The sequence below is a fragment of the Candidatus Angelobacter sp. genome, assembly GCA_035607015.1.
GTDB lineage: Bacteria > Verrucomicrobiota > Verrucomicrobiia > Limisphaerales > AV2 > AV2.
In genome coordinates this window covers 1-2,967 of record DATNDF010000276.1, presented here as the reverse complement: position 1 = coordinate 2,967, position 2,967 = coordinate 1, and the positions used below count along the sequence as shown (strand labels likewise).

The following is a 2,967-nucleotide window of genomic DNA, read 5'->3' as shown; positions in this document are numbered from 1 at the left end:
CTGGGAGCGAAATGCACCTGACTCTCATTCACGTCCGGCGGCAGGACCTCGATCCCCATCACGCGCGCTTCGTCAATGTACTGGCTGAGCTTCGCGGTATCGGCCATGTCGTTCGTCATCATGGCGGAAAAGAATTCCACGGGGTGGTTGGCCTTCAGATAGGCCGTTTGATAGGCGACGATCGCGTACGCCGCGGCGTGCGATTTGTTAAAGCCGTAGCCGGCGAATTTTTCGAGCAAATCAAAAACCTGGTTCGCCTTGCTTTCGGGAATGTTATTCTTTTCCCGGCATCCCTTGACAAAAATGGCGCGCTGCTTGGCCATTTCCTCGGGTTTCTTCTTGCCCATGGCGCGCCGCAACAAATCCGCGCCCCCCAGCGTGTAGCCCGCCAGCACCTGCGCCGCCTGCATCACCTGCTCCTGGTAAATCAGAATTCCGTAGGTCTCGCGCGCGATCGGCTCAAGCAGGGGATGCTCGTATTCGATTTTTACCTCGCCATGACGGCGCTTGATGAATTCGGGAATGAGATCCATCGGGCCGGGGCGGTAGAGGGCCACCAGCGCCGTGATGTGCTCGATCGAACCAATCTGGAATTTCCGGCACAGATCACGCATTCCTCCGGATTCCAATTGAAAAATTCCGAGGGTGTTCGCCTTGTTCAGCAGGTCGTAGGTTCTCGCATCGTCCAGCGGCAGGTGGTCGATCGGAACCTCCACGCCCTTCGTTCGCCTGACCATTTCACAGGTGTTACGGATGACCGTCAATGTCTTCAGACCGAGAAAATCCATCTTCAAAAGGCCGAGATCGCCGACCGGGCCCATCGCGTACTGGGTGACGATGGTGCCGTCCTCGTCCGCCTTGAGGGGGAGAAGATTGACGAGCGGCTGGTCGCCGATGACCACGCCCGCGGCGTGCACGCTGGCATTGCGTGTCAGGTCCTCCAGTACGAACGCCGTATCAATCAACTCGCGGGTGACTTCCTCCGTGTCGTATGCCCGCTTGAGTTCCGGTGATTGTTTGAGGGCCTTCGTCAAATCCATCTTCAAATCGAACGGAATCATCCTGGCGAGCCGGTCGCACTCGCCGTAGCTCAGGCCCATCACGCGGCCCACGTCGCGAACGACCGATTTCGCGCCCATGGTTCCGAAGGTGATGATTTGCGCAACGGCCTCCCGTCCGTATTTCTGGCGGACATAATCGATGACGTCCGCGCGCCGGTCGTCCGCGAAATCAATGTCGATGTCGGGTGGATTGACACGTTCGGGGTTCAGGAATCGCTCGAACAGCAGGCCGTAACGGATGGGATCGACGTTTGCGATCTCGAGCAAGTAGGTGACGAGGGAACCGGCCGCCGAACCTCTCGCCACGCAGGAAATGCCCTTGCTGCGGCCGTAACGCACGAAGTCCGCGACGATCAAAAAATAGCTGATGAATCCCGTCTTCTCGATGACCGCGAGTTCCAACTGGAGCCGGTCCATGACAGCCCGGACGGCAGCGGTGACCCTGGGGTCGGCTTCAAGGGCGGCACCTTGTCGCGGTCCAGAATCCGCCGTCGCCATCGACGCGTCATCCTCCGGGTGGTACGTCGGCAAACGATGCGGGTCCTCGACTCTTTCAACGATGAACTCGTTCTCTTCCGCGCGCACACGAAGGCCGTAACGCCTGTGCAACCCTTCCGCCAGCCATTGGCGCAGGTAACCTTCGCGCGTGAAATGCTCCTGCGGATGGAACACCGGGTAGTGCAGCCGGCCAAACTCGATTTCGACGTTGCACTTTTCCGCGACTTCCAGCGTGTTCTTCACCGCGTCGGGCACTTCGCTGAACAGCGCCTTCATTTCCTCTGCGGACCGCACGTAGAACTGAGCCTGCGGATAACGCATCCGTTTGGCGTCGTCGCGCAGGGTTTGCGTGCCGATACAGATCAGACAATCGTGCGCCTGCCAGTGTTCCCGGGCGACATAGTGAACATCATTCGTCGCCACGAGCTTCAGGCCGAATTCCTTTGCCCAGGGAATCAAATGGCGGTTCACCTTCGCCTGTTCCGGGATGCCGTGGTTTTGAAGTTCGAGGTAGAAGTTCTCAGGACCCAGCGTTTGTTTGAACCAGTCCACTGCCGCCCGCGCCCTGTCCGTCTGGTCCTTTTGAATCAATTCCGGAATTTCGCTGGCAAGACAGCCAGAGAGAGCAATGAGACCCTCTTTGTTGGCGGCCAGAATCTCCTTGTCGATTCGCGGTTTGTAGTAATGGCCCTCGAGGTGCGCCGCCGTGACCAGCCGGATGAGGTTCCTGTATCCGACCTCATCCCTGGCCAGCAGCACGAGATGATGGTAAACATCCCGGCCGCCGCTGGTGGTCCTTTTCTCGAGGCGGCTGCCTGGAGCGACGTAAACCTCGCAGCCGAGGATCGGCTTGATGCCCTTGTTGCGCGCGGCCTGGTAAAAATCAATCGCGCCATAGAGCACACCATGGTCGGTGATCGCCAGCGCGGGAAACTTGAGTTCATGCGCGCGGTCCATCAGCCGGTCCAGTCGGCAGGCGCCGTCGAGCAGCGAATACTCGGTGTGGAGATGGAGATGGACAAAGTCCGCATGCGCCATGCGCAGAATCTAGCGTCCGCAGTGAACCACGCGCAAGCCAGAGCGGCGACAAGTTGTTGACAGTTCCTCCTACGGACTGCGTTCCGGTGGAAAAAACCTCCTCAACCGTTCCAACACCTGTTCCGGCGTGATCGCGGCGAGGCAATGACCGGCGCTCTGACAATCATCCGCGCGCCCGTCGCAGTGGCACTGCCCGCCGGAGAGGATCTGGTGCCGCCCGCCAACGGGCGACCATTGGACGGCGGAAGTCGGGCCGAACAGCGCGATCACCGGCACGCCAAGGCCCGCCGCAAAATGCAGCGGCCCCGTGTCGCCCGAGATGAAAACCTCCGCGCGCTCGATCACCGCCAGAAATGTGGCGAGGTCCGGC

At 59.9% G+C, this 2,967-nt stretch carries 2 protein-coding genes; both read right to left on the bottom strand.

Annotated elements, in window-relative coordinates; all coding sequences use genetic code 11:
- The coding region (gene dnaE / locus VN887_11245; protein ID HXT40581.1) for a DNA polymerase III subunit alpha at window positions 1-2,597 on the bottom strand (2,597 nt) is incomplete at its 3' end.
- A 69-nt stretch (window positions 2,598-2,666) separates the two neighbouring features.
- Window positions 2,667-2,967 (bottom strand): glycosyltransferase family 9 protein (locus VN887_11240; GenBank protein ID HXT40580.1); only part of this gene is annotated, 301 nt, incomplete at its 5' end.